This window comes from Corynebacterium tuberculostearicum SK141, from assembly GCF_000175635.1.
GTDB classification, from domain to species: Bacteria; Actinomycetota; Actinomycetes; order Mycobacteriales; family Mycobacteriaceae; genus Corynebacterium; species Corynebacterium tuberculostearicum_C.
The window spans coordinates 39,445-61,695 of sequence record NZ_ACVP01000015.1; the positions used below are offsets into that span (position 1 = coordinate 39,445).

Consider the following 22,251-nt stretch of genomic DNA (forward strand, 5'->3'; position numbering starts at 1 on the left):
ATCCCGGTAACACAGGAAAGAGGTAATTCGATGGCTCCTAAGAAGAAGGTATCCGGCTTCATCAAGCTGCAGATCGAGGCAGGCGCCGCTAACCCGGCACCGCCAGTTGGCCCGGCACTGGGTGCCCACGGCGTCAACATCATGGAGTTCTGCAAGGCTTATAACGCCGCTACCGAGAACCAGCGTGGCAACGTGGTTCCGGTTGAGATCACCGTCTACGAGGACCGTTCCTTCGACTTCAAGCTGAAGACCCCGCCGGCAGCTAAGCTGCTGCTGAAGGCCGCTGGCATCAAGAAGGGCTCCGGCGTCCCACACACCGACAAGGTCGGCTCTGTGTCTTGGGATCAGTGCAAGGAAATCGCAGAGACCAAGTTTGCGGACCTGAACGCACGTGACATCGAGAACGGCGCTCGCATCATCGCTGGTACCGCCCGCTCCATGGGCATCACCGTTGATGGCGCACCGGAGAAGTAAAAACTTTATGTGGTAGGGCCAGCTACGGCCCGCCGAACACCACACCAATCCAGAAAAGGAATTGTTAAATGAGCACCAAGTCTAAGGCTTATAAGGCCGCTGCGGAACTGGTAGATAAGTCCCGCCTGTACCGTCCGATCGAGGCCACCAAGCTGGCCAAGGAGACCTCCTCCAAGAACTTCGACGCCACCGTTGACGTCGTCTTCCGTCTGGGCGTTGACCCACGCAAGGCTGACCAGCTGGTTCGCGGCACCGTTTCCCTGCCTAACGGCACCGGTAAGGACGTTCGCGTTGCTGTCTTCGCTGAGGGCGAGAAGGCTACCGCCGCTCAGGAAGCTGGCGCTGACATCGTTGGCACCGCTGAACTGATCGAGCAGATCAACGAGGGCAACATCGATTTCGACGTTGCTATCGCTACCCCGGACCAGATGGCCAAGGTTGGCCGCGTTGCTCGCGTCCTGGGCCCGCGTGGTCTGATGCCGAACCCGAAGACCGGCACCGTTACCGCAGACGTTGCTAAGGCAATCGCTGAGGTTAAGGGCGGCAAGATCTCCTTCCGCGTTGATAAGGCTGCTAACCTGCACGCCATCATCGGCAAGGCATCCTTCGATGCTGAGAAGCTGGCTGAGAACTACGGCGCCCTCATGGACGAGATCCAGCGCCTGAAGCCTTCTTCCGCTAAGGGCATCTACATCAAGCGCGCTACCATCTCCACCACCTCCGGCCCGGGCATCCCGGTTGACGGTTCCGTGGTCAAGGATTACACCGCGTAAGCAGTTCTAACGCACTGCGTTCAAAGCTAAAGGGCTTCGAGGAATTCCTCGAAGCCCTTTTGCTATGTCTTAGCCCGCCTGCAGCTACACGGCGTCAATATCGTCTGGCGCCCAATCGTCGCCGTCGTAGTAGACGTTGCGCGCCAAAGGAATTTGGTGGGAAGCAGACTCCAGGATGTGCATAAAATACCCGGCTGTATTCGGAATGGCGAGGGTATCTCCCACGGCAATGCCATCCGGGAAGTCCAGTTCGCGGCGCAGGATAACCTCGTCTTCAATGCAATAGGCACCCACCACAAAGCCGGTGCGTGGCTCGCGGGAAATTTCCTTTGCCGGGCCAGCCGTGGGTACCAGGAGGGGGTCGAGCAGGATGTCATCTGCGGCGGTCCGGCACTGGGTGCGATTCATCGCCACGCCGATAAGGGGCAGGCCATCAGAGCGTTCTTTGAGGAAGCTCACCTCGGCGAGGATCACTCCACAGCCGTCGAGGAGGCTGCGGCCCGGCTCTAGATGCAGGGCGATGTCCCGCTCGCGTAGCGCCGTGCCAGCGGTGCCGTAGCCGGGGACCTCGCCGGAGAGGAGCTGGTCCAGCCACTGACCGCGCGTCGGTTCCTGCCAGAAAGGGTAAGTATTGGAGAGCGGATCCGCTTTCCACGTGAACGGTTTGCCGGTACCGGTGCGTTGGGAGGCGATGCGCTCGAGGTAATACTCCCACTGCTCGCGGGATTCCAGGTAGCTCATGGGCACGCCGCCGCCGATATCGATGAAATCTGCGGGCTGGCCCAATGCGCGTACGTGCTCGATCAAGGCAATTGCCTCTGCAAGGGCGGTTCGGCGGTCGGCCTCGCTATAGCCATGCAGGTGCACGTGGACGCCCACGACACGAAGCTCCTGTGGCCACTCGGCTTGCCGCCATGCAGGCAGCCTCTCGCCGAAGCGGGTGGGAGGCAGGGAGTCCGGATCTGGAGCCAGGCGTGGTGCCACGCGAGCGGTGGTGTCTAAATCTCGCGCGATGGCGGCGATGCGGTGGGATTCGGCGCGAGAATCACAGGAGATAGTAACTCCCCGCGACACCGCGAGGCGGAGCAAGCCATCGGTTTTAATAGCGGCGCTGAGGATGATGCGCTCTGGGGCGACACCGCGGTCAAGCACTTGGCGGAGCTCGTTCTCGCTGGCTACATCCACCCCGAGCCCGGCATCGCGCGCAGCATCGACAAAACACAGCGCCTTATTGGCCTTGCGTGCGAAAAACACCTGGGTCTCCACGTCGTGGGAAGCGCCCGCATTGAGCAACTCCTGGGCATTGTGGCGCAGCGGCGCGGGATTCAACGCGTTCACCGGCGAACCGTAGCGCGAGGTCAATGCGCTGACGTGCTGCGGGTTTTCGACGAGCTCACGCATCCACCGTTCCCACCGGGCGCGCAAGGGGACGGTGCCGTGGACGGGTAGTGGTTCTACAGGGGTGGTGGTCATGGGTTTCCTACTTTCTCCGCCCAGCGGGGGATGTCATCGTGCACGGAACGGTTAAGGGAGTCATGGCCGGGCAGGGAGATCTCATTCATCCGGCCAATCTCCACCACGCCAGGAACGTCGTGGAAGGGGGAGGGGGTGGCTTGGGGAGCAACGGTGGCGTCAATAAGCAGGTCCACGCCGCCCTTCTCCCGCCAGGAATCTATCTGCTCAGGCGTGCCTAGGTAGTGGGTATTGACCACACCGGAGTGGATCAGCTCGAGCAGACGCCTAGCTGTGACCGGTGGCGGACCAAAAGCCACGCGCTCAAGGGTGCGTGAAAGCTCGCGAAAGCCGGGCATGGGGCCATGCACCTTGTGCCAATCGACGCATTCTTGGAATACCCCACGAAACGCTGCGCCCACGGCCGCGGCCGGGGTGAGCGGACCGGTACCTTCGGCCGCACGTAGGGAAGCCTCGAGCTCAGCGACGGCATCGCCGGTGAAATCCTGACCGTCGATAACGGCGGCGAGGACCCCAGTTGAGAAGTCACCGAACTCGCCTGCAGCCCCGATGAGGATCTCACGCAGCTCCGCAGCGTTGTCGATATGCGCGCAGGCCTGCCGCCACCGCGGTGATACCTCCGGCAGCGGTGTCTCTGGGGAGGGCTTTACCTCCATGAAGCGCCCGCTGCGGCTAACCGGGTAGATGGTTTCGGCGGTATCGCCATACAGCAGGCACACATCGATGAAGCTCAAGGCAGCACCGCGTACGCCGATCCGCCGTGCGGAGCTGGGGAGATCGGCACCGAAGTAGAGACCGGTGACCGGTACGCAGGAGGCCTCATAGGCCAAAGAACCAGCGTGGAGATGGTCGTGGCCGGTACAGACTAGGACCTCGTCGAAGGGGGAGCCATCGACCATGAAACCTTCTCCGTCGGCGCTTACCGCGGTCACGCGGTGCGGCAGGTGCCGGATGCGAACGTGGGCCGGCGCGCGGCGCACTGCTGCGGACCAGGTATCGGCGAGGAATTGGCCCACCTGGGCCCGCGGCGGGAAGGCATCGGTGGTGTCTTCACCGCGGCGGGTGCGCCAGGCGTTGAAACTATCGTGGGCAGTGGTGACGATGGCGCAGTTGACGTTGAGGCGCCACTGTAGCGGCTGCTGCGGACGGTAGACGGCGCCAGCACCGGCGGGGTAGGGGTCAAAAACGGTGACATCGAGCGGAACGCGGGCGCGCTCGATGAGTTCCTCTACGGCCCACAGGCCGCGCGGGCCAGCTCCAATGATGGCAATGCGGCGGGCAGGACGAGGAGAAGTCACTGCGCCGACCCCTCGATGCGCGCGGCAAGTTCAGCGGGCGAAATGTCGAAGTTTTCGCACACCCAGGAGTCGTTATAGATGGTGTCGAGGTAAGGCTGGCCGGCGTCGTGCAGCACGGCAACCACTTCAGCCCCTGCCGGCAGGGAGGGCGCGAGGCGTTGGAAGGCGGCGATGACGGCACCGCCGGAAGCGCCAGGCAGTAGGCCCTCTGCTTGGGCGAGCTGTCGGGCGGCAACGATGGCATCGAGGTCCGGAACCCTCTCCACGGACGAAGGCGAAAACTTGGTGGATAGTTCGGTTACGATTCCGGCGCCATAGCCAGGCAGCATGCGGGTGCCACGCTCACCACCAAAAAGCACGGAGCCTTCCGCATCAACGCCGATTGTGTGGGTGTCGGCGCCCAGCTCGGAGAGCTTGCGTACGCAACCGCCAAGGGTTCCGGTGGTGCTCATAGCCACGAGCAGGTGGCTGGGCGCCTGGCCGAGCTGGTCCAGAATCTCCGCCATAGTGCCCTCCGCGTGGGCGTGGAAGGCGGCTTCATTGGAGTACTGGTTGAGGTTGAAAGAATCAGGGATCTCTTCCAAAAGCTCGGCCACGCGGGTGCGGCGGGCGGTGAGCCAATCGCCGGTTTCTGGATCGGGGTGGTCGAGCAATTCCACGTGTGCGCCGTAGGCCCGCATGGTAGCCACCGTGGAGGCGTTGACCCGCGGATCCACCACGCAATGGAACTTCATTCCTTGCAGCGGGGCCTGGCGAGCTAGAGCCATGCCCAGGTTGCCGGAGGAAGATTCCACCAGCGTCGAACCCGGGCGGATATCGCCGGCTGCAAGCGCCGCCTGGATAAGGGCTCGGGCGGTCCGGTCTTTTGCAGAACCGCCGAGGTTGAATTGTTCGAGTTTGAGATAGAGGTGGACATCCGGCCGGGGACTAATCGCCTCTACTCGCATGAGTGGGGTATTGCCAATGGGCGGGTGCGCTTGAGAATGAATCCTGGGGCTCATCATTGGCCCCATGGTAGACCTTTACGTCCACCTTTTCTGCAGGCTTAGTCTTTGATCTCCGCATAGGCATCGAGCGCGGCCTGGCGCGATTCCTGCAGGTCCACGATAGGCGGGGCGGACAGTGCGGGTGCCCAGCGGCGCACGTACTCGCCGTCGGGGTCGAAGCGCTTGGCTTGCGTTTCGGGGTTGAAGATGCGGAAGAAGGGCGCGGCGTCATCGCCGCAGCCGGCCACCCACTGCCAATTAAACGGGTTGGAGGCGGCATCGGCGTCCACCAAGGTGTCCCAGAACCATTCTTCGCCCAGGCGCCAGTGGATGCCTAGGTTCTTGGTGAGGAAGGAGCCCACCACCATGCGCACGCGATTGTGCATATAGCCGGTGGCCCATAGTTCGCGCATTCCGGCGTCGACAAGCGGAATGCCAGTAGTACCTGCCTGCCAGTCCTTGAGCCGCGGCGAACCACAGCTCCCGCAGGGAGACCTCGCCAAAGCGCAGGTGGGGCGAGAGTAGGGAGGTGGCATTGAGCGCAGGAATATCGCGCTCCCCGGCGTAGTTGGCCAGGTCCAGCTGGGCTAGTCGCTCGCGCGCCCCGGCCTCGCCGGGCGTCCAGTGTTCGGCCAGGGATGCCGCCCATGCCGGCTCGGTGGGTTTGGGCCAGGCAGATGCACTGCTTGCCGACGCCCCCAACTCCGGCACCCCCTCCGGTTCATCTCCCGCCACCAGGTGGTCGCGCCGCCCAGCGGGCGGGTGCTGGGATAGGCGGGCTCGTCGAGGACGACGGCGACCAAGGGGGCGTCGCTAAGCGAGGCGGCTGTGGCCGCGCGGGAAAGGGCCTGGTTATCGTGCAGTCGCAGGTCATCGCGAAACCACATGAGGCAGGTCATGGCGGTCATCCTACGCGGCGGAAACGGCGATTTGGAGAAACCGCGGGTGGGGAGGTAGTGTTTTCCACGAAGTTTGAACGGCCACGTCACGGCCGAGTCAAAGTTCACCGAAGACCGTTGGTCATCCATTTGGATCGAAGGTTCTCCATCCTAGGAGGCGGCCCACGCAGGAGACACTTTGCGATTATTCGCGGCATTCTCTTATGTCGCGCGCCCTGTGCTCTTGCACGGGGCTTTTGTTGTTTCGGGCAACCGAAGCGAGGAAGGCCCCGGCGGAATAATAAAAGAGATGTTTTGGAAGGAGGCGAGAGACAATGGCAAACCCAAAGAACACTGCAGACCTGGCAGAGCTGAAGGAGAAGCTGGCTGGCGCTAACTCTGTTGTATTGACCGAGTACCGCGGCCTGACCGTATCCCAGCTGCAGGAGCTGCGTAATGATCTGGGCTTTGACGTTGAATACTCCGTCGCCAAGAACACCCTTTTCAAGATCGCTGCCAAGGAAGCTGGCATCGAAGGTCTTGATGATTTGCTGACTGGCCCGACCGCAATTGCGTTCATCAAGGGCGAGGCAGTGGATGCTGCGAAGGTCATCACCAAGTTTGCTGATGACAACAAGGCACTCATCATCAAGGGTGGCTACATGGACGGCAACGCACTGTCCGCCGACCAGGTTGAGGCCATCGCCAAGCTGGATAACCGCGAGACCACCCTCGCAAAGCTGGCTGGCGCTATGAAGGGTTCTATGGCGAAGGCAGCCGCTCTCTTCAACGCTCCTGCAACCAAGGCTGTACGCACCGTCGCAGCCCTGCAGGACAAGAAGGAAGCAGAAGCTTAAGTCGTCACAAAAGACGCACAATTACAACACCGTGTGCGCGGCATAAATCACGCGCAGCGCACACACAACACAGAAAGGACTTGCCATCATGGCTAAGCTCACCAAGGACGAGCTCATTGAAGCTTTCAAGGAAATGACCCTCATCGAACTGTCCGAGTTCGTTAAGGAATTTGAAGAGGTATTCGACGTTGAGGCTGCTGCTCCGGTTGCTGCTGTTGCAGCTGGCGCTCCGGCTGAGGGCGGCGCTGGTGCCGCTGAGGAGAAGACCGAGTTCGACGTCGTTCTGACCGACGCTGGCGCTAAGAAGATTGGCGTTATTAAGGCTGTCCGCGAGATCGTCTCCGGTCTGGGCCTGAAGGAAGCTAAGGAAATGGTCGAGGGTGCTCCTAAGGCTATCCTCGAGGGCGCTTCCAAGGACGACGCTGAGGCTGCTAAGACCAAGCTGGAAGAGGCTGGCGCTTCCGTCGAGCTCAAGTAATTTCACTGAGCTTTACGCTTTCAAACCCCCCACTCTTACCGCCGCGCGCGGTGGGAGCTGGGGGTTTCCTCGTTTTATGCTCGCGGGCGCAATGCGGGTAGTACAGCAATGGCCAGTAGTGTCAAAGTATGAAACTATGGCATTGTGGAGTTCAGGAGGGGTAGCTTAGAGCGCTTTCACACAGATGGTAAGGGCCAAAGTACGTGCCCCCCTGAACTGCGAAGAATACTGCGCCGCAAACTCATCATGATTGACCGCGCAGCCTCTCTTGCCGATTTGAGGATTCCACCAGCGAATCACTTAGAGAGGTTGAAAGGGAAGTGGAGAGTAGTCTTCCGGTGGACAGGGAAAGGAGCTGTGGACGTTGACTTCATCGACTATCACAAATGAGGGAGAGGAAGCCTCGGATATCGTCCCCGTTCCACACCCTGGAGAGGTTCTGCGTGAGGAATTTCTGGAGCCGCTCGGACTGACTCAATACCGCTTAGCCAAGGATATTTTTAGCTCCAAGTCTCAAATTTCCAAGCTGGTGCGTGGGCGCATTGGGATTAGTGCGGAAATGGCGCTCCGTCTTTCCGCTTATTTTGGCAATTCGGCAGAGTTTTGGCTGGGGCTGCAAGAAGAGTTTGATCTCTGGTGCGCGCGGCAGACCACGGATACCAGCAGCATCATCGCTTGGAATGCGCAGACGGCCTAAAACCAATCCGGCGTGGCGGGGCGGCCTGTAGAAACAGGGAATCGCCACTATGGGCTGTAGAATTAGCCCCCATGCTGCCCAAGTCCCGCATTTTTTCCGTCCTGCTCCTAGGCCTCGGCGTCGCGCTCATCGCCGCCGGTATTGTGGCGCCGGCGTTTTTGGATTACTCCCCGCGGCTGCCACTGAACCTGAAAAACAGTACGTGGACACTGCACGATGATTCTGCGGATTCGCAGCAGCTGTCCAAGGACGGCACCACGCCGTATTCGGGCCCCATGACCTACCAAATCAACATGGATATCCAGGAGCCCTCGGACGATGAGAAGGCCACTGTGCGCATCGGTGAGACCCGCATGCGCGGCGAAGGGGAGGGCCTTAATGACCTGAGCCAGGCCCAAGTGTGGACCTATCCCGTGGACCGCCTGAGCGGCGAGGCGGCGGGGGAGGCGTCGCTTAGCCATACGCTTGCTACGCCTTCGGATAAAGTCACGGTGGATGGCTACTGGCTCAAGTTCCCAGCAGGCGCAGAGAAGACCAACTACCCAGTCTTTGACCCGACGCTGCGTAAGGCCGTCGATGCAGTCTTTGAAGAAGAAACCACGATGGACGGCCGCACGGTCTACCGCTACCACCAAGAAATTGAGCCGACTAACGTCGCGCAGCTATTTGCGGCCGATGGCAATACCACCAGCTTGCCCAAGAAAGACGGCGGCGAGGAGCAGGGCTACCTGACCCACTCCGGCAGCCGCGACTTCTATGTGGACCAACAAACCGGCCTCGTGGTGGGCATGGATATGGATATCGATGATTACTACGCGGACCGCGAGGGCGTGGGCCGCGAGCGCGCCTTCGTCTTTAATGGCTCTACCTCCGAAGAGGACCAGCAGGCGCTGCTCAAAGAGGCGGCAGATTTCCCGCGCGACCGCGTGGCGGAGATCGTGCGGTGGGGTGCCATCGGCCTCGGCGCACTGTTGACCCTGCTCGGAATCATTGGCGCATTGGGCCTAATTGGCGGCAAGAATAAGCATGGCCGCTCGCGGCATAACCGTGGGCGCATCGGTGGAAGCGCGGTGCCGGCGAGCCGGTAAAAGCGCAGCTGGAAAACAAAATCGCCGCCGGGGTTGCGGTGTATTGAGATTTTAGTGGTAGGGTGCTCGGTGGTTGTCGCGCACAGTCGCGCGACGTGGACGCGTTAGCGCCGCGGCGAGCACGAGCTTGCCCCCTAGCGCGGTAGCGACACGCCCCAAGAGTGGTGTGTCTTTACATGGCAGGTCTTTTCCTATAAGCTGTTTCGTTGCGCTGGAATCTGGATCTTCGGTGCACATTTAGCCTTTCAGGCCGGTGATGGCAAAACCGACTTGACAAGGTGATTTTGTGCATTCTGAACCCAGACACTCCACAGCAGACCGAATGCTAGAATTACCAGCGGTTTTGCGGCTCGTCGGCCAGGGCGAGCAGGCAATCCGCGTGAGGTGCTGGAAGGACCCATCTTGGCAGTCTCCCGCCAGACCAAGTCAGTGGCCAATATCCCCGGAGCCCCGAAGCGATACTCGTTTGCAAAAATCAGCGAGCCTATCGCCCTGCCGGGTCTCCTTGACGTACAACTTGATTCCTTTGATTGGCTCGTCGGCGCGCCGGAGTGGCGCGAGCGCGAGCAGGCTGAGCGCGGCGATGACGCCCGCGTGACGAGCGGCCTCGAGGACATCCTCGAAGAGCTCTCGCCGATTGAGGACTACTCGGGCAATATGTCCCTGTCCTTGTCGGAGCCGCGCTTTGAACCGGTGAAGAACACCGTGGATGAGTGCAAGGAAAAGGACATCAACTACTCCGCGCCGCTGTACGTGACCGCAGAGTTTATTAATAACGACACCCAAGAGATTAAGTCGCAGACCGTCTTCATCGGCGATTTCCCGATCATGACGGATATGGGCACGTTCATCGTGAACGGTACCGAGCGCGTCGTCGTCTCTCAGCTGGTGCGCTCCCCGGGCGTGTACTTCGATCGCTCGATCGATAAGTCCACTGAGCGCCCGCTGCACTCCGTGAAGGTTATTCCTTCCCGCGGTGCATGGTTGGAGTTCGACGTCGACAAGCGCGACACCGTTGGCGTGCGCATTGACCGCAAGCGCCGCCAGCCGGTAACCGTGCTGCTTAAGGCACTGGGCTGGAGTGAGGAGCAGATCAGGGATCGCTTCGGCTTCTCCGAGCTCATGATGTCCACCCTGGAGTCTGACGGTGTAGCGAACACCGATGAGGCACTGCTGGAGATTTACCGCAAGCAGCGCCCAGGCGAGCAGCCCACCCGTGAGCTGGCTCAGTCCTTGCTGGATAACTCCTTCTTCCGTGCAAAGCGTTACGACCTGGCTAAGGTCGGCCGCTACAAGGTCAACCGCAAGCTGGGGCTCGGCGGCGACCACGATGGTCTGATGACCCTGACCGAGGAAGACATCGCCGTCACCCTCGAGTACCTGGTCCGCCTGCACGTAGGCGAGCGCGAGATGAAGGCACCGAACGGTGAGATGATCGCCCTGCACACGGACGACATCGACCACTTTGGTAACCGTCGCCTGCGCACCGTGGGTGAGCTCATCCAGAACCAGGTCCGCGTCGGCCTGTCCCGCATGGAGCGCGTTGTGCGCGAGCGCATGACCACCCAGGACGCGGAGTCCATCACTCCGACCTCCCTGATTAACGTGCGCCCGGTCTCTGCTGCTATCCGCGAGTTCTTCGGTACCTCGCAGCTGTCCCAGTTCATGGACCACAACAACTCGCTGTCCGGCCTGACCCACAAGCGCCGCCTGTCCGCGCTGGGTCCAGGCGGCCTGTCCCGTGAGCGCGCCGGCATTGAGGTGCGAGACGTTCACGCTTCTCACTACGGCCGTATGTGCCCGATTGAGACCCCTGAGGGCCCGAACATTGGCCTCATTGGTGCGCTGGCGTCCTACGCCCGCGTGAATGCCTTCGGCTTCATTGAGACCCCGTACCGCAAGGTTGTGGACGGCAAGATTACCGACCAGGTGGAGTACCTCACCGCCGATGAAGAGGACCGCTTCGCTATTGCTCAGGCCGAGGTCGAGCAGGACGCAGAGGGCAACCTCACCGGCGAGCGTATTGAGGTCCGCCTGAAGGACGGCGACATCGGGCTTACCGACGCCGCCGGTGTGGACTACGTTGACGTCTCCCCGCGCCAGATGGTTTCCGTGGGTACCGCCATGATTCCGTTCTTGGAGCACGACGATGCTAACCGTGCCTTGATGGGTGCGAACATGCAGAAGCAGGCAGTGCCGCTGGTACGCTCCGAGGCCCCGCTGGTTGGTACCGGCATGGAGCAGCGCGCTGCGTACGACGCTGGCGACGTTGTCATCACCCCGAAGGCCGGCGTGGTCGAAAACGTCACCGCTGATGTCATCACCATCATGGATGATGAGGGCCAGCGCGATACCTACATCCTGCGTAAGTTCGAGCGCACCAACCAGGGCACCAACTACAACCAGACCCCGCTGGTTTCCATGGGCGAGCGCGTAGAGGCCGGCCAGGTTCTGGCCGATGGCCCGGGTACCCACAATGGTGAGATGTCCCTCGGCCGCAACCTGCTGGTTGCCTTCATGCCGTGGGAAGGCCATAACTACGAGGACGCCATCATCCTTAACCAGCGCATCGTGGAGGAGGACATCCTGACCTCCGTCCACATCGAGGAGCACGAGATCGATGCTCGCGATACCAAGTTGGGCGCCGAGGAAATTACCCGCGAGATCCCGAACGTCTCCGAGGACGTCCTGAGCGACCTGGACGAGCGCGGCATCATCCGCATCGGTGCCGACGTCCGCGCCGGCGACATCCTGGTGGGTAAGGTCACCCCGAAGGGCGAGACCGAGCTGACCCCGGAGGAGCGCCTGCTGCGCGCCATCTTCGGCGAGAAGGCCCGCGAGGTCCGCGATACCTCCATGAAGGTGCCGCACGGTGAGGTAGGCAAGGTCATTGGCGTTGCTCGCTTCTCCCGCGACGATGATGACGATCTGGCCCCTGGCGTCAACGAGATGATTCGTGTCTACGTTGCCCAGAAGCGCAAGATCCAGGACGGCGATAAGATGGCCGGCCGCCACGGCAACAAGGGTGTTGTGGGCAAGATTCTACCGCCAGAGGATATGCCGTTCATGGAAGACGGCACCCCGGTCGACATTCTGCTGAACACCCACGGTGTGCCGCGTCGTATGAACATTGGCCAGGTCCTTGAGGTTCACTTGGGCTGGCTGGCACACGCTGGCTGGAAGGTCGATACCGAGGATCCAAAGAACGCCGAGCTGCTCAAGACCCTGCCGGAAGAGCTCTATGACGTTCCTGCGGATTCCTTGACGGCGACCCCGGTCTTCGACGGTGCTACCAACCATGAGATCGAGCGCCTGCTGGCTTCTTCCCGTCCTAACCGCGACGGCGATGTGCTGGTGGATGAGCATGGCAAGGCCACGCTTTTCGACGGCCGCTCGGGCGAGCCGTACAAGTACCCGATCTCTGTCGGCTACATGTACATGCTCAAGCTGCACCACTTGGTCGATGAGAAGATTCACGCCCGTTCCACCGGTCCTTACTCCATGATTACCCAGCAGCCGCTGGGTGGTAAGGCCCAGTTCGGTGGCCAGCGCTTCGGCGAGATGGAGGTGTGGGCAATGCAGGCATACGGCGCTGCCTACACCCTGCAGGAGCTGCTGACCATCAAGTCCGATGACGTCGTTGGCCGCGTGAAGGTCTACGAAGCCATTGTTAAGGGCGACAATATTCCAGATCCGGGCATCCCTGAGTCCTTCAAGGTGTTGCTCAAGGAGCTGCAGTCCCTGTGCCTGAACGTGGAGGTTCTCTCCACCGACGGCACGCCGATGGAGCTGTCTGGCTCTGATGACGATGACATGGATAGCCCATCGCTTGGCATTAACCTGTCCCGCGATGAGGGTTCTTCCGCTGACATCGCCTAGTTAGTTTCTTGGTCCACCGCGGGAAAATCCCCGCGGCAGGGCATAAACGTTTCATTCATAGAAAGCCATCAATTCCTCGACAACGAGGATGAAAGGGAGACATTACGTGTTTGACGTAAATCTCTTCGACGAGCTCCGCATCGGTCTGGCCACCGCAGACGATATTCGTCGCTGGTCCAAGGGCGAGGTCAAAAAGCCCGAGACCATTAACTACCGCACCCTGAAGCCGGAGAAGGACGGCCTCTTCTGCGAGCGCATCTTCGGCCCCACCCGTGACTGGGAGTGCGCTTGTGGCAAGTACAAGCGCGTCCGCTACAAGGGCATCATCTGTGAGCGCTGTGGCGTTGAGGTGACCAAGTCCAAGGTTCGCCGTGAGCGCATGGGCCACATTGAGCTGGCTGCTCCGGTAACCCACATTTGGTACTTCAAGGGCGTTCCTTCCCGCTTGGGCTACCTGCTGGACCTGGCTCCGAAGGATCTCGAGCGCATCATCTACTTCGCGGCGAATATCATCACCTCCGTGGATGAAGAGGCCCGCCACAACGACCAGTCCACTCTGGAAGCAGAGATGCTTCTGGAGAAGAAGGACGTTGAGGACGATACCGAGTCCGAGATCGCAGAGCGCGCCTCCAAGCTGGAGTCTGACCTGGCTGAGCTGGAAGCAGCCGGTGCCAAGGCAGATGCCCGCAAGAAGGTACAAAACGCTGCCGATAAGGAGATGCAGCACATCCGTGAGCGCGGCGAGCGCGAAATCGCCCGCCTGGATGAAATCTGGAACACCTTCATCAAGCTGGCTCCGAAGCAGATGATCATTGATGAGACCATCTACGAAGAGCTGGTTGACCGCTACGAGGATTACTTCACCGGCGGCATGGGTGCAGAAGCCATCCAGACCCTGGTCCGCAACTTCGACCTCGAGGCTGAGGCCGAGGAACTGCGCGAGATCATCAACAACGGCAAGGGTCAGAAGAAGATGCGTGCCCTGAAGCGCCTGAAGGTCGTTGCTGCCTTCCTGCGCTCCGGCAACGATCCGGCTGGCATGGTGCTGGACGCCATCCCGGTTATCCCGCCAGAGCTGCGCCCGATGGTGCAGCTGGACGGTGGCCGCTTCGCTACCTCTGACCTCAACGACCTCTACCGCCGCGTGATCAACCGCAATAACCGTTTGAAGCGCATGATCGACCTGGGTGCTCCAGAGATCATCGTGAACAACGAGAAGCGCATGCTGCAGGAGTCTGTGGACGCGCTCTTCGATAACGGCCGCCGCGGCCGTCCGGTTACCGGCCCGGGCAACCGTCCGCTTAAGTCTCTGTCTGACCTGCTCAAGGGCAAGCAGGGCCGCTTCCGCCAGAACCTGCTGGGTAAGCGCGTGGACTACTCCGGTCGTTCCGTTATTATCGTTGGTCCGCAGCTGAAGCTGCACGAATGTGGTCTGCCGAAGCTCATGGCGCTCGAGCTGTTCAAGCCGTTCGTTATGAAGCGCCTGGTAGAAAATGACTACGCCCAGAACATCAAGTCCGCCAAGCGCATGGTTGAGCGCCAGCGCCCAGAGGTGTGGGACGTTCTGGAACAGGCCATTTCTGAGCACCCGGTGATGCTTAACCGCGCACCTACGCTGCACCGCCTGGGTATTCAGGCCTTCGAGCCGAAGCTGGTTGAGGGTAAGGCTATTCAGCTTCACCCGCTGGCTTGTGAGGCTTTCAACGCCGACTTCGACGGCGACCAGATGGCAGTCCACCTGCCGCTGTCCGCTGAGGCACAGGCTGAGGCCCGCGTCCTGATGTTGGCGTCCAATAACATTCTGTCCCCGGCATCGGGTAAGCCGTTGGCCATGCCACGTCTGGACATGGTTACCGGCCTGTACTACCTGACCATGGACAAGTCCGAGGACGAGATCGGTGGCAACGGCCGCTTCCGCGAGGCAGAGAAGGACAAGCCGGCTACCGGCGTCTTCTCCTCCTACGCTGAGGCCCTCATGGCCTATGACCGCGGCACCGTTGGTCTGCAGGCTCCGATCAAGGTTCGTATCGATCACCTTCGCCCGCCGAAGGAGATCGAGGAAGAGCAGTTCCCGGATGGCTGGTCCAAGGGCCAGGCATGGATGGGCTACACCACCATCGGTCGCGTCATGTTCAACGAGCTGCTGCCATGGAACTACCCGTACCTCGAGGGCATCATGGTCCGTAAGGGTGGCGGCTCCGGCAATAAGGTTCTCATCGGTGACGTGGTCAATGATTTGGCCAATAAGTACCCGATGATCACCGTGGCTCAGGTGCTGGACAACATGAAGGATGCCGGCTTCTACTGGGCAACCCGTTCCGGCGTGACCATCACCATGTCTGACGTTCTGGTTCTGCCGAATAAGACCGAGATCCTCGAGTCTTATGAGAAGGAAGCAGAGCGCATCGAGCGCAAGTACTGGGAGCAGGGCGCCCTGACCGAGCGCGAGCGCTACGACCGCCTGGTTGAGCTGTGGAAGGACGCTACCGACACCGTCGGTGAGGCCGTCGAGAACATGTACCCGGACCACAACCCGATTCCGATGATTGTGAAGTCTGGTGCGGCCGGTAACATGCGTCAGATCTGGACGCTGGCCGGTATGAAGGGCATGGTTGTGAACTCGCACGGTGATTACATCACCCGTCCGATTAAGACCTCCTTCCGCGAAGGCCTGTCCGTGCTGGAGTACTTCAACAACTCCCACGGTTCCCGTAAGGGCCTGGCCGATACCGCACTGCGTACCGCTGACTCCGGCTACCTCACCCGTCGTCTGGTGGACGTGGCCCAGGACGTCATCGTCCGCGAAGAGGACTGTGGCACCCGCCAGGGCGTGCGCGTCCCAATCGGCGAGGAATCCGGCGACAAGGTAGTTCTCTCCGAACTATGGGAGACCTCCGCATCCGGCCGCGTTATTGCTACCGACGTCAAGGACGCCAACGGCGAGGTTGTGGCCGAGGCCGGCTCCGACCTCACCGAGGAGCTCACCCAGAAGCTGCTTGATGCTAAGGTCACCGAGGTTAAGGTCCGCTCCGTGCTGACCTGCCAGACCCCGGCCGGCGTGTGTGCCAAGTGCTACGGCAAGTCCATGGCTTCCGGCCAGCTCGTCGATATCGGCGAGGCCGTCGGCATCGTGGCTGCGCAGTCCATTGGTGAGCCGGGTACCCAGCTGACCATGCGTACGTTCCACCAGGGTGGTGTCGGTGGCGATATTACCGGCGGTCTGCCGCGTGTTCAGGAGCTCTTCGAGGCCCGTAACCCGAAGAACCGTGCTCCTATCGCCTCCGTTGACGGCACCGTTTCCCTGTCCGATGAGGGCAACTTCTGGACCCTGACCATCACCCCGGATGACGGCTCTGATGATGTGGTTTATGAGAAGCTTTCCAAGCGTCAGGGCCTGGCTCAGGTTCGTCGCCCGATGGAGTCCAACCCGGATGCCATGATTGAGCGTTCCCTCAAGGACGGCGACCATGTTGAGACTGGTGACCGCCTGATGCGTGGTGCGGCTGACCCGCACGACGTGCTCGAGGTCCTCGGCCGCCGTGGCGTGGAGCAGCACCTCATCAATGAGGTTCAGGCTGTGTACCGTACCCAGGGTGTGGCTATCCACGATAAGCACATCGAGATCATCATCCGCCAGATGCTGCGCCGTGGCACCGTCATCGATGCGGGTACCACGGACTTGCTGCCGGGTAACCTCATCGACCTCTCTGAGGCTAAGCAGCTCAACGCTGCCCAGGTTGCAGAGGGCGGCGAGCCGGCTCAGCTGCGCTCGGAGATCATGGGTATTACCAAGGCTTCCTTGGCTACCGAGTCCTGGCTGTCCGCTGCATCGTTCCAGGAGACCACTCGCGTGCTTACCGACGCCGCTATTAACAAGCGCTCCGATAAGCTCATCGGTCTCAAGGAGAACGTCATCATCGGTAAGCTCATCCCTGCCGGTACCGGTATCTCCCGTTACCGCAATATCTCCGTCAAGCCGACCGAGGCTGCGCGCAACGCTGCATACTCGATTCCGACTTACGGCGATTCCATCTACGGCGATGACGGCTTCGGTGAATTCACCGGCGCCTCCGTTCCATTGGATGAGGACTTCACCTTCTAACCGAGAAGACTCAAGCGCAATATAGAGCGCGACAAACACCCCGCTGTCCTGAACTAATCAGGAGGGCGGGGTGTTGTCTTATGCCCCCGGCCTCGGATCGCCCCAGGGCAGTTGCGCATGGCTGCGCACGTTCGTCGCTGGAAAAGATACGGGCCGGAACTCGTTATGCGCATGAACTACAAAAAGTTAAATTCCCGCAGGTCCTTTTCCCTTCGGGTTTTGTCCCCTGTGTTTAGTTCTGGAGCTGGCTAAAGCCTTCAAAAGTTTCTGGCGTCAACCTCTATGTTAAGATTATGCTGAGAGTGTTAAGCTGTCCCTACGGTTTAGCGATTTCACTGAGCTCGGATTCTCGTGAGGTATTTTCCTTTCCTTAAAACCTATGACGTGAGGATCCAGGGAACCCCGTCGCGGAAGTAAGAGGCTGCGACGGGGTTCATTTTTGCCTGTTATGGGGGAGAGGAGGGGTAGAGAGGGGGCGTCGTCAAGCGCAGCTTTTATGCCCCGCTGTGTGAGATCGGCGGTGACAGGGGAGGATTTGCCGCTTGTGGGGAGGGTGGGGTAGCCGCAGCGGAAACTAATGTCGGGGTGTGCTGCGAAGCTTGCTAGGATGAATGCAGCTTATGGCCAGGGGTTTATGTTCCTTGTGTTATGGCGAAGGAAAATTACACAACTCACGGGTGCTTGTCCGCTCTTTAGAAGGGGAGCGTCGACAGGCTGAGATGCCGCCACACGCGCGGTGAACCGTAGAACCTGATCCGGGTAATGCCGGCGAGAGGGAGGAAATTATGACTACTAATACACGTGTGTCCGCTGCCCCGAAGCGCAGCCTGAACTGGCGCGTGGTCGATATTGTGGTGGCGTCCGTTTTGGGCGTGGCCTGCGGAGTTTTATTCCTGGTATGGAATGCAGTGGGTTATGCCTGGTTTGAAGCCATGGACGCTGTGACCCCGGGCCTGGGAGGCATTGCTACTGGCATTTGGCTTATCGGTGGTGTGCTGGGTGGCCTGATTATTCGCAAGCCGGGTGCGGCCATCTATGTTGAGGTTTTGGCCGCCACCGTGTCGGCGGTGCTGGGCTCCCAGTGGGGCATTAGCACCCTGTACTCGGGCCTGGCGCAGGGCATTGGCGTGGAAATCATCCTGGCGATCTTCCTGTATCGCAAGTTTGGCCTGGGGGTATCCATTCTGGCTGGCATGGCGGCGGGCTGGGGTGCCTTCATCCTGGAGCTATTTACCTCCGGCAACCTGGCTCGCTCCTTTGAGTTCAACCTCATTTACTTGGTTACCTTGAGTATCTCCGGCGCTATCTTGGCTGGTGCGCTGGGCTTCTTCCTGGTGAAGGCGCTGGCCAAGACCGGCGGCTTGGATCGCTTTGCCGCAGGCCGTGAACAGCGCGCTTAGGGCGTGTTGTGTCCGTGTCTGATTGTGCATCATTGGCGGGAAACGCCACCAAGATAACGGCCCGCGGATTCGGTTGGACCCATGCCGGGCGCAGCGAGGCGGCTCTGTCCGATATTGACGTAGTTATCGAGCCAGGGGAACGCGTGCTTTTATGCGGTGACTCCGGATCGGGCAAGTCCACCCTCCTTGCGGCGATGGCCGGGGTGCTGGGCTCCGATGAGGAAGGAACCCGCACGGGTGAGCTTCTCTTGGAGGATTCCAGCGGCCTGGTGGAGGAGCCGGGGCACACCATCCCGGTGGGGCTGGTGCTCCAGGACCCGGATTCGCAGGTGATCTCCGCGCGCGTAGGCGATGACATTGCCTTCGGCTGCGAAAACCTGGCCTATCCGCGCGAGGAAATCTGGCGCCGCGTGACCGCCGCTAAGGAACTGGTTGGCCCATTCGTGGATCTGGATTTTCCCACCGAGCGGCTCTCCGGTGGGCAGAAGCAGCGCTTGGCGCTCGCCGGAGTCATCGCTATGGGTGCGGGCGTAGTGCTTCTCGATGAACCCACGGCCAACCTTGACCCCGCCGGCGCACGCGATGTGGTGCGCGCCGTATCCAGGCTGGTGGAAGAAACCGGCGCGACGCTCGTGGTGGTAGAACACCAGCACGCGGCGTGGGACGGCGTGCTCGACCGTGCGGTGGAGCTGGACCACGGGCGCATCGTGGCCGATACTTCCTTCGCGAAGGTGGACCAGCGCCGCCAGGTCTCCGGTCTGCCGCAGGCGCGACGCCTTGGCGAGGCCGAGCTGGCGCACCGCGAAGCCGCGCTGTGGAGTACCGACCTCGTCACCCGCTATGGTCCGCCGCGCACGATTGCGCTGCCGGAGGGAGCCTCCACGGTCATTACCGGGCCGAACGGCGCGGGTAAGTCCACCTGGTTGATGACCATGGCCGGGTTGCTGCCGGCTGAATCAGGTGAGATCGGGGTGGCCGATTTCGTGCGCCGCGGGGTCAAGGGGTCGCCGCTGCGCTGGAAATCGCGCGAGCTGGCGGACCGCATCGGCTTTGTCTTCCAGAATCCGGAGCACCAATTTGTCGCCCGGACGGTGGCCGAGGAGCTGCGGGTTGCGCCCAAGGTAATGCGCGTGGACCCGCCGGAGGAAAGGATCGCGCAATTGGTGGAGTCACTGCGGCTGGAGCATCTCTTGGAAGCCAATCCGTTTACGCTCTCAGGCGGCGAGAAACGGCGCCTGTCGGTGGCCACTGCCTTGGTGACTGCGCCGTCGGTGCTGCTGTTGGATGAGCCCACCTTTGGGCAAGACCCCCAGACCTTTGTGGAGCTGGTGCGCTTGCTGCGGCAATTGGCAGATGATGGCACCACCATCGCCTCTATTACCCATGACCCCCTATTTATCCAGGCCTTGGGGGATCACCGAGTGGAGGTTCACGGTGCCTAATCTTTTGCGCGGGGCTAACCCGCTAAGCCGCATCTTTTTGATGTTTATCTGGGTTACCCCACTATTGGCCTCCATTGACTGGGTCTCGGCCGCGGTATCGCTGGCGCTTACCCTGATCCTCGCGCCGCTGTGCGGGGTGTCGTGGGGGCAGCTATTAAAGGGCGGTTGGTTCCTCTTTCTCATTGCGCCGATTTCGGGCATTTCCATGCTGTTGTATGGCGAGCCTGGTGGCACGGAGTACTTCAGTTGGTGGCTCATTACGGTCACACAGAACTCGCTGACCCTCGCGATTGCCATTACGCTGCGTGTCTTTGCAGTGGCGCTGCCCATGGTGGTCCTAGCCCGTGATATTGATCCGACCGAATTAGGCGATGCTCTCTCGCAGATCCTCAAGCTGCCCTCGCGCTTTGTTATTGGTGCGGTCGCCGGGGTGCGTATGATGACGCTCTTCCAGTCCGATTGGCAGTCGCTGGGGATGGCGCGCAGGGCGAGGGGGCTCACGGACGTCGGCAAGCTGCAGCATTTACTGACCATGTCGTTTGGCCTTCTGGTAATTGCGCTGCGCCGCGGTGGCAAGTTGGCAACCGCCATGGAGGCGCGCGGTTTCGGCCGTACCCCGCCTGGCGGTGGGAAGCGCTCGTGGGCGCGTGAGTCGCGGCTGCGGGCCCGCGATGGGTGGATCATGGTCTGCGGCGCCGTCCTTGCTTTCGTACCGGTGGTAGTTTCGGTACTCACTGGGGCCTGGAGATTCTTCGGCCTATAACCCGCGAAAGCAGTGATTGAGCGACCATGGACTTTGATAGCCAACAAGAGCGACTTTTAGAGGACATCGTCAAGCTGGCCGCAGCCAGAAAGCGCGCCTTCAAGCCGGTGACCGTGCTTATCGACGGCCCCTCGGGCGCCGGCAAAACCTGGACCTCTGCCGCGCTGGCCGAGCGCACCAATTGGCGGGTGGTGCACCTCGATGAGTTCTACCCCGGCTGGCATGGCCTGGAAAAGGGCTCCGACATGGTGGGCGAGCAGGTATTGCGCACCATGAACCCCGGCTACTGGCGCTGGGATTGGGAAGCAGGTGCCCCGGGGGACTGGGCCAGCCTGGATGTGCGCGATGACCTCATCGTGGAGGGCGTGGGCTCGGTAACCGCCGCCAATATTGCCGCGGCCAAGGAAAGGGGAGCGGTAGTCAGCGTGCTTATCGACGGCCCCCGTGACCAACGCCGCGAACGCGCCATCGCCCGCGAACCTGGCTACGAACCGTGGTTTGAAACGTGGGAAGAACAGGAAAAGGACTACTTTGCCACCAAGGCCGCCGAGGCGGACCTGGTCTGGGAATGGTCCTAGCAGGAGGAAGTCGCCGATCGCGTTTTGTATAAAGCGCGGTCGGTTTGCTACTCTAAACGTCAGTTCACTATGCGTGCCATAATGGCGCGCGGTGAAGAGTCTGATCCTTAACAAGGCACCGGCCTTGGAAAGAGTTCTGGACATGCGGCAGCGCCCCGGGAAAGAGCGCCCATTTTCGCATGTTTGGTTCCTTTCTTTTGGTTTCGGTGCGATTCGACAGAAAGACTGTTAAATGCCAACTATTCAGCAGCTGGTCCGCAAGGGCCGCCACGATAAGCGTAAAGAGGTTTCCACCGCTGCGCTGAAGGGTTCCCCGCAGCGTCGCGGTGTGTGCACCCGCGTGTACACCACCACTCCTAAGAAGCCGAACTCCGCACTGCGTAAGGTTGCTCGTGTTCGCCTGACCACCGGTATTGAGGTTTCCGCCTACATTCCGGGTGAGGGCCACAACCTGCAGGAGCACTCCATGGTCCTCGTTCGCGGCGGCCGTGTGAAGGACCTTCCTGGTGTTCGTTACAAGATCATCCGCGGCGCTCTGGATACCCAGGGTGTCAAGGACCGTAAGCAGGCACGTTCCCGTTACGGCGCAAAGAAGGGACAGTAATAAACAATGCGTAAGAATGCTGCTCCGAAGCGTCCTGTAGTCAAGGACCCGGTATACAACTCCGAGCAGGTAACCATGCTCGTCAACAAGATCCTCCAGGACGGCAAGAAGTCCACCGCAGAGCGCATCGTCTACGGCGCTCTAGAGGCTTGCCGTGAGAAGACCGGTACCGATCCGGTTGGCACCCTGGAGAAGGCACTGGGCAACATCCGCCCAGACCTCGAGGTTCGCTCCCGCCGTGTCGGTGGCGCTACCTACCAGGTGCCGGTTGAGGTTCGCCCTGACCGCGCTAACACCCTGGCACTGCGCTGGATGGTGACCTTCACCCGTCAGCGTCGCGAGAACTCCATGATTGAGCGTCTCGCAAACGAGATCCTGGATGCCTCCAACGGCCTCGGCGCTTCCGTTAAGCGTCGTGAGGATACTCACAAGATGGCAGAGGCCAACCGCGCCTTCGCCCACTACCGCTGGTAATTTCAGC

At 60.9% G+C, this 22,251-nt stretch carries 19 protein-coding genes and 1 pseudogene; 15 read left to right on the forward strand and 5 right to left on the reverse strand.

All coding sequences use genetic code 11. The annotated features are described in order from the left end of the window. Nucleotides 1–30 precede the first annotated feature (30 nt). Together rplK and rplA are read left to right on the forward strand one after the other, a co-directional pair. Nucleotides 31–474 (forward strand): 50S ribosomal protein L11, encoded by a 444-nt coding sequence (gene rplK, locus CORTU0001_RS05110; protein ID WP_005327961.1) that lies wholly within the window; start codon nucleotides 31–33, stop codon nucleotides 472–474. A 68-nt stretch (nucleotides 475–542) separates the two neighbouring features. Then, on the forward strand, nucleotides 543–1,247 hold the full coding sequence (gene rplA / locus CORTU0001_RS05115; protein WP_005327963.1) for a 50S ribosomal protein L1: 705 nt from the start codon (nucleotides 543–545) through the stop codon (nucleotides 1,245–1,247). Nucleotides 1,248–1,331: 84 nt separating this feature from the next. Here the strand turns inward: rplA and CORTU0001_RS05120 are convergent, their stop codons facing one another. From CORTU0001_RS05120 to CORTU0001_RS12055, 5 genes and pseudogenes are all read right to left on the reverse strand, one after another. Continuing rightward, complete coding sequence (locus CORTU0001_RS05120; RefSeq protein ID WP_005327965.1) at nucleotides 1,332–2,720, reverse strand: type III PLP-dependent enzyme domain-containing protein; 1,389 nt, start codon at nucleotides 2,718–2,720, stop codon at nucleotides 1,332–1,334. Then, the gene (locus CORTU0001_RS05125) at nucleotides 2,717–4,018 is read right to left on the reverse strand and encodes an FAD/NAD(P)-binding protein (protein WP_005327967.1); all 1,302 of its coding nucleotides are present in this window, start codon (nucleotides 4,016–4,018) and stop codon (nucleotides 2,717–2,719) included. The genes CORTU0001_RS05120 and CORTU0001_RS05125 overlap by 4 nt, the downstream gene beginning before the upstream one ends. Then, nucleotides 4,015–5,031, reverse strand: coding sequence for a pyridoxal-phosphate dependent enzyme (locus CORTU0001_RS05130; RefSeq protein ID WP_005327969.1), 1,017 nt, complete (start codon nucleotides 5,029–5,031; stop codon nucleotides 4,015–4,017). Before CORTU0001_RS05130 ends, CORTU0001_RS05125 begins: the two co-directional genes overlap by 4 nt. A gap of 32 nt (nucleotides 5,032–5,063) precedes the next feature. Beyond that, a pseudogene (locus tag CORTU0001_RS12050) lies at nucleotides 5,064–5,459 on the reverse strand (FAD-binding domain-containing protein); the annotation flags it as partial. A gap of 132 nt (nucleotides 5,460–5,591) precedes the next feature. Continuing rightward, on the reverse strand, nucleotides 5,592–6,032 hold the full coding sequence (locus CORTU0001_RS12055) for a deoxyribodipyrimidine photo-lyase (RefSeq protein WP_167313632.1): 441 nt from the start codon (nucleotides 6,030–6,032) through the stop codon (nucleotides 5,592–5,594). Nucleotides 6,033–6,217: 185 nt separating this feature from the next. Between CORTU0001_RS12055 and rplJ the strand changes: the two genes are divergently transcribed. From rplJ to rpsG, 13 genes are all read left to right on the forward strand, one after another. Next, nucleotides 6,218–6,739 carry a 50S ribosomal protein L10 gene (gene rplJ, locus CORTU0001_RS05140; RefSeq protein WP_005322886.1) on the forward strand — a complete coding sequence of 174 codons (522 nt, stop codon included), beginning with the start codon at nucleotides 6,218–6,220 and terminating at the stop codon, nucleotides 6,737–6,739. Nucleotides 6,740–6,827: 88 nt separating this feature from the next. Beyond that, on the forward strand, nucleotides 6,828–7,217 hold the full coding sequence (gene rplL, locus CORTU0001_RS05145) for a 50S ribosomal protein L7/L12 (RefSeq protein ID WP_005322882.1): 390 nt from the start codon (nucleotides 6,828–6,830) through the stop codon (nucleotides 7,215–7,217). A gap of 144 nt (nucleotides 7,218–7,361) precedes the next feature. Beyond that, complete coding sequence (locus CORTU0001_RS11420) at nucleotides 7,362–7,607, forward strand: type II toxin-antitoxin system RelE/ParE family toxin (RefSeq protein ID WP_084771633.1); 246 nt, start codon at nucleotides 7,362–7,364, stop codon at nucleotides 7,605–7,607. Then, the gene (locus CORTU0001_RS05150; protein WP_005327973.1) at nucleotides 7,582–7,914 is read left to right on the forward strand and encodes a HigA family addiction module antitoxin; all 333 of its coding nucleotides are present in this window, start codon (nucleotides 7,582–7,584) and stop codon (nucleotides 7,912–7,914) included. The genes CORTU0001_RS11420 and CORTU0001_RS05150 overlap by 26 nt, the downstream gene beginning before the upstream one ends. A gap of 71 nt (nucleotides 7,915–7,985) precedes the next feature. Then, on the forward strand, nucleotides 7,986–9,002 hold the full coding sequence (gene pgfA, locus CORTU0001_RS05155) for a cell envelope lipid trafficking protein PgfA (protein ID WP_005327975.1): 1,017 nt from the start codon (nucleotides 7,986–7,988) through the stop codon (nucleotides 9,000–9,002). 384 nt (nucleotides 9,003–9,386) lie between these two features. Continuing rightward, nucleotides 9,387–12,881, forward strand: a complete 3,495-nt coding sequence (rpoB, locus tag CORTU0001_RS05160; RefSeq protein WP_005327976.1) for a DNA-directed RNA polymerase subunit beta — start codon at nucleotides 9,387–9,389, stop codon at nucleotides 12,879–12,881. A 106-nt stretch (nucleotides 12,882–12,987) separates the two neighbouring features. Continuing rightward, a complete protein-coding gene (locus CORTU0001_RS05165; RefSeq protein WP_005327978.1) occupies nucleotides 12,988–16,983 on the forward strand; it encodes a DNA-directed RNA polymerase subunit beta' in 3,996 nt (1,331 codons plus the stop codon). A gap of 785 nt (nucleotides 16,984–17,768) precedes the next feature. Continuing rightward, nucleotides 17,769–18,383, forward strand: coding sequence for an ECF transporter S component (locus CORTU0001_RS05170; RefSeq protein ID WP_005322871.1), 615 nt, complete (start codon nucleotides 17,769–17,771; stop codon nucleotides 18,381–18,383). A 14-nt stretch (nucleotides 18,384–18,397) separates the two neighbouring features. Beyond that, nucleotides 18,398–19,825: an ABC transporter ATP-binding protein gene (locus CORTU0001_RS05175; RefSeq protein WP_005327980.1), complete on the forward strand. Its 1,428-nt coding sequence runs from the start codon at nucleotides 18,398–18,400 to the stop codon at nucleotides 19,823–19,825. Beyond that, nucleotides 19,818–20,588: an energy-coupling factor transporter transmembrane component T family protein gene (locus tag CORTU0001_RS05180; protein ID WP_005327982.1), complete on the forward strand. Its 771-nt coding sequence runs from the start codon at nucleotides 19,818–19,820 to the stop codon at nucleotides 20,586–20,588. The genes CORTU0001_RS05175 and CORTU0001_RS05180 overlap by 8 nt, the downstream gene beginning before the upstream one ends. Before the next feature lie 26 nt (nucleotides 20,589–20,614). Then, nucleotides 20,615–21,166, forward strand: a complete 552-nt coding sequence (locus CORTU0001_RS05185) for a nucleoside/nucleotide kinase family protein (RefSeq protein WP_005327984.1) — start codon at nucleotides 20,615–20,617, stop codon at nucleotides 21,164–21,166. A 232-nt stretch (nucleotides 21,167–21,398) separates the two neighbouring features. After that, entirely contained in the window at nucleotides 21,399–21,770 is a 372-nt protein-coding gene (gene rpsL / locus CORTU0001_RS05190) for a 30S ribosomal protein S12 (RefSeq protein ID WP_005322866.1), read from the forward strand. A gap of 6 nt (nucleotides 21,771–21,776) precedes the next feature. Then, nucleotides 21,777–22,244, forward strand: a complete 468-nt coding sequence (gene rpsG, locus CORTU0001_RS05195; RefSeq protein ID WP_005322865.1) for a 30S ribosomal protein S7 — start codon at nucleotides 21,777–21,779, stop codon at nucleotides 22,242–22,244. Nucleotides 22,245–22,251: the final 7 nt, after the last annotated feature.

What these genes read in the sequence shown, in the direction of transcription:
- rplK (WP_005327961.1), top strand. Translation starts at nt 31, where the DNA reads ATGGCTCCTAAGAAGAAGGTATCCGGCTTCATCAAGCTGCAGATCGAG.
- rplA (WP_005327963.1), top strand. Translation starts at nt 543, where the DNA reads ATGAGCACCAAGTCTAAGGCTTATAAGGCCGCTGCGGAACTGGTAGAT.
- CORTU0001_RS05120 (WP_005327965.1), bottom strand. Translation starts at nt 2,720, where the DNA reads ATGACCACCACCCCTGTAGAACCACTACCCGTCCACGGCACCGTCCCC.
- CORTU0001_RS05130 (WP_005327969.1), bottom strand. Translation starts at nt 5,031, where the DNA reads ATGGGGCCAATGATGAGCCCCAGGATTCATTCTCAAGCGCACCCGCCC.
- CORTU0001_RS12055 (WP_167313632.1), bottom strand. Translation starts at nt 6,032, where the DNA reads ATGGATGACCAACGGTCTTCGGTGAACTTTGACTCGGCCGTGACGTGG.
- rplJ (WP_005322886.1), top strand. Translation starts at nt 6,218, where the DNA reads ATGGCAAACCCAAAGAACACTGCAGACCTGGCAGAGCTGAAGGAGAAG.
- rplL (WP_005322882.1), top strand. Translation starts at nt 6,828, where the DNA reads ATGGCTAAGCTCACCAAGGACGAGCTCATTGAAGCTTTCAAGGAAATG.
- pgfA (WP_005327975.1), top strand. Translation starts at nt 7,986, where the DNA reads ATGCTGCCCAAGTCCCGCATTTTTTCCGTCCTGCTCCTAGGCCTCGGC.
- CORTU0001_RS05170 (WP_005322871.1), top strand. Translation starts at nt 17,769, where the DNA reads ATGACTACTAATACACGTGTGTCCGCTGCCCCGAAGCGCAGCCTGAAC.
- CORTU0001_RS05185 (WP_005327984.1), top strand. Translation starts at nt 20,615, where the DNA reads ATGGACTTTGATAGCCAACAAGAGCGACTTTTAGAGGACATCGTCAAG.
- rpsL (WP_005322866.1), top strand. Translation starts at nt 21,399, where the DNA reads ATGCCAACTATTCAGCAGCTGGTCCGCAAGGGCCGCCACGATAAGCGT.
- rpsG (WP_005322865.1), top strand. Translation starts at nt 21,777, where the DNA reads ATGCGTAAGAATGCTGCTCCGAAGCGTCCTGTAGTCAAGGACCCGGTA.